Below are 2412 nucleotides of genomic sequence, written 5' to 3'. Positions count from 1 at the left end.
ATCGAAAAACGATAGGTTATTCTAAGTCAGCAGAAATACACGATAAAGTGATAGGAACGTTCATTGAGCGTGAATACTACTTTCTCTAAAAGATCTAACTATTGGGTTCATCACCTATTTTTATAAGGCCATTCTCCTGAGGTATTTTTCAGAATCCACTCATAGGTTTCTGATCCCATAATGGCTGCGCCGATATCTTGATAAAATTCATCATAAGGTGTGGCATCATCACCCGGCGAACAAGCGTATAACCAATCTAACGCATGGTTTTCCGTAGCGATATAACCATCCATTGAGGCGGCGACATAATAGATGAGTTTTGACATGGATTTTCCTTATTTTTGTACGTACCGGCACTTATAAATCAGAGGAAATTGTGATGCCTGACCGGATAAATAGTAGCGATAAATAAACTAATTACCTTATCAGGCGAGTAAAAAAGTGATTAGTCTTTTTGAGCGATTTTGATCAAAAATACAACAAAAATCATTTGGTGAATAAATAAGGGAAATTTAGGATGGATGAGCAGTAACTTATTTCATTAAGTGACTTTTACCTAATTAATTTATTATTTTTTTGCGTCTCTCTTCATATTTATAACTTAGATCATAATATAAAAAGGTATTCCACCCATCATCAAAAATAGGACGTATCTCACTCGACAATAATCTGATTTGCTCATAGAATTTTTTCTATTATAGAACAATGACCTTTCAAGAACGGATTTCAAATAAATCAAAGGAATAGCCAACCATGTCTAAATTTATCGTCAGACGGAATAACAAAGCCTTACTGAATGAAACCGTATTTTATCTTACTAAAGGTAATACGATGACATTAAAGATTGATGGTTTAAACCTGAATACAAGAAAACACCTTAAGTTTCAGCCGAATAACACGCTTGTATCCATCTTTCAACGTGACAATCCTCAGTTTAGAGAACAGACCCTGCAAATAACAGCGCTGAATATGGGAATAAGTATTGTCAGAGCGGTAGATACGAATCTCGGTTACTGTTCCTACTTCGCCGCAGGTGTATCGGAGGATTGCTTCCCGCCATTAACGATTCATGTGTTGTCTAAAATAGAAATTCCGAGAGATTTAACTGCGGAACAAAAGGCGATGTTGATGGTGTTGTTGGCGGAAACGACGTCGCCAAATACAATTGGAATAAAGTATGATGAAGAAAAAGCGAAAAACTCCATGCAGTATATGCATGATGCTCTATTGAACAGAGTTAAGTCTCCTAAAGCACATGAACTTGATGTACCTAAACACGGAAATAAATTAATTGGTCTTATTTCAGGGCCGAGGACGATAGATGGGTTTAGTCAGTATCCCAATATTCACCCTGATATACAAAAAAGAATTAATGGTATGGTCGTGATTGCTAATGATGGGACTCATGTGGATTTTTGGGTTTATCGGCGATTAATTACAAATGCTATCGAGATAGCTAAAAGTAATAAAATCTCTAATACAGAGGTTATTGCATGGAGAACGGATGGTTCTGGTGAGCCAGGTCCAAATTTCACAAAGCTATTTTCGCTGCAAGGACAAGAGTTTTATAAATTATCTGATAAGTATCTTAAATAAGAGATTATATATGAAATATTTTATTTTTTTTATCGTCTCCTTGTTTTCTATGGCCTCTTTTTCAAAGCAAGATGAACTGGATTTCAATGCTTGGGAAAAAACAGGTAAATGGGGGGTGTTTTATAAAAAACCAGAAAGCTATTTTGATCCGTTAAAAATAAAAAAATACAAAGAAAACTATTTTCTTGCGTTTGGTTATGTCATTAAGGAACTTGGTGAACAAAATATCAATAATAATTTTTGTTTGATTGGCTATAAGTTTAATAAAGAGCGTGATCGTGAAGAATTTGAAAGAGTTGTTATTTATTGGAAGACAAACAATCGGTTGATTAATTGGGAAGTTCCAGATGGGGAACATTATGAACAGTATAAATCCATTATATTTAGTAAGCCCTTTATTAATATGAATGTCTCTGTTGTTCCTTACAAAGAAGCAGAAGGGGCGCAGGCTTTATGGGCTAAAGAAGGTGTGATGCAACTCATTGATGATTGTGAACTGCATGGGCAGAAAATCACAATCAAACCTTCTGAAATTCCATCTGGTATTGAATGAAAATCAAAGCTGCTTGTTACCTACAGGCAGCTACTTTCAGCTAAGGGTATGTGGTGATTAAAATAGGCAGTATATGAAATATTTTATTGGTTTTATCATAATGTTGTTCTCTTTTACTGCTTTTTCAAAGCAAGATGAACTGGATTTAAAAGCAGGGCAACCGCATGAATGATCAAATAACATTCAGGTTAGAAAATCCTGCTTGTAATACCTGTTCTAAAAACTGAATTCTCATCCAGGCGCGTTTACGTTTCATCCTTATA

At 35.1% G+C, this 2412-nt stretch carries 4 protein-coding genes; 3 read left to right on the top strand and 1 reads right to left on the bottom strand.

Going from position 1 to position 2412, the window contains the following annotated elements:
• On the top strand, window positions 1-89 hold an 89-nt coding region (locus AAC854_RS22135), incomplete at its 5' end, for an IS1 family transposase (protein WP_340618733.1).
• A 21-nt stretch (window positions 90-110) separates the two neighbouring features.
• Here AAC854_RS22135 and AAC854_RS22130 read toward each other — a convergent pair.
• On the bottom strand, window positions 111-326 hold the full coding sequence (locus tag AAC854_RS22130; protein ID WP_340618982.1) for a dihydrofolate reductase family protein: 216 nt from the start codon (window positions 324-326) through the stop codon (window positions 111-113).
• Between the two features lie 427 nt (window positions 327-753).
• Here AAC854_RS22130 and AAC854_RS22125 point away from each other — a divergent pair, with 427 nt between their 5' ends.
• Both AAC854_RS22125 and AAC854_RS22120 read left to right on the top strand, forming a co-directional pair.
• Entirely contained in the window at window positions 754-1596 is an 843-nt protein-coding gene (locus tag AAC854_RS22125; protein ID WP_340618981.1) for a hypothetical protein, read from the top strand.
• A gap of 10 nt (window positions 1597-1606) precedes the next feature.
• Complete coding sequence (locus AAC854_RS22120) at window positions 1607-2149, top strand: hypothetical protein (RefSeq protein ID WP_340618980.1); 543 nt, start codon at window positions 1607-1609, stop codon at window positions 2147-2149.
• Window positions 2150-2412 lie beyond the last annotated feature (263 nt).

The organism is Xenorhabdus entomophaga (assembly GCF_037996725.1).
GTDB lineage: Bacteria > Pseudomonadota > Gammaproteobacteria > Enterobacterales > Enterobacteriaceae > Xenorhabdus > Xenorhabdus khoisanae.
The sequence above is the reverse complement of the archived record's forward strand: the minus strand, read 5'-3'. Positions and strand labels throughout refer to the sequence as shown.

Coding starts and splice junctions, on each gene's coding strand:
- AAC854_RS22120 (WP_340618980.1), top strand. CDS start 1,607: ATGAAATATTTTATTTTTTTTATCGTCTCCTTGTTTTCTATGGCCTCT.
- AAC854_RS22125 (WP_340618981.1), top strand. CDS start 754: ATGTCTAAATTTATCGTCAGACGGAATAACAAAGCCTTACTGAATGAA.
- AAC854_RS22130 (WP_340618982.1), bottom strand. CDS start 326: ATGTCAAAACTCATCTATTATGTCGCCGCCTCAATGGATGGTTATATC.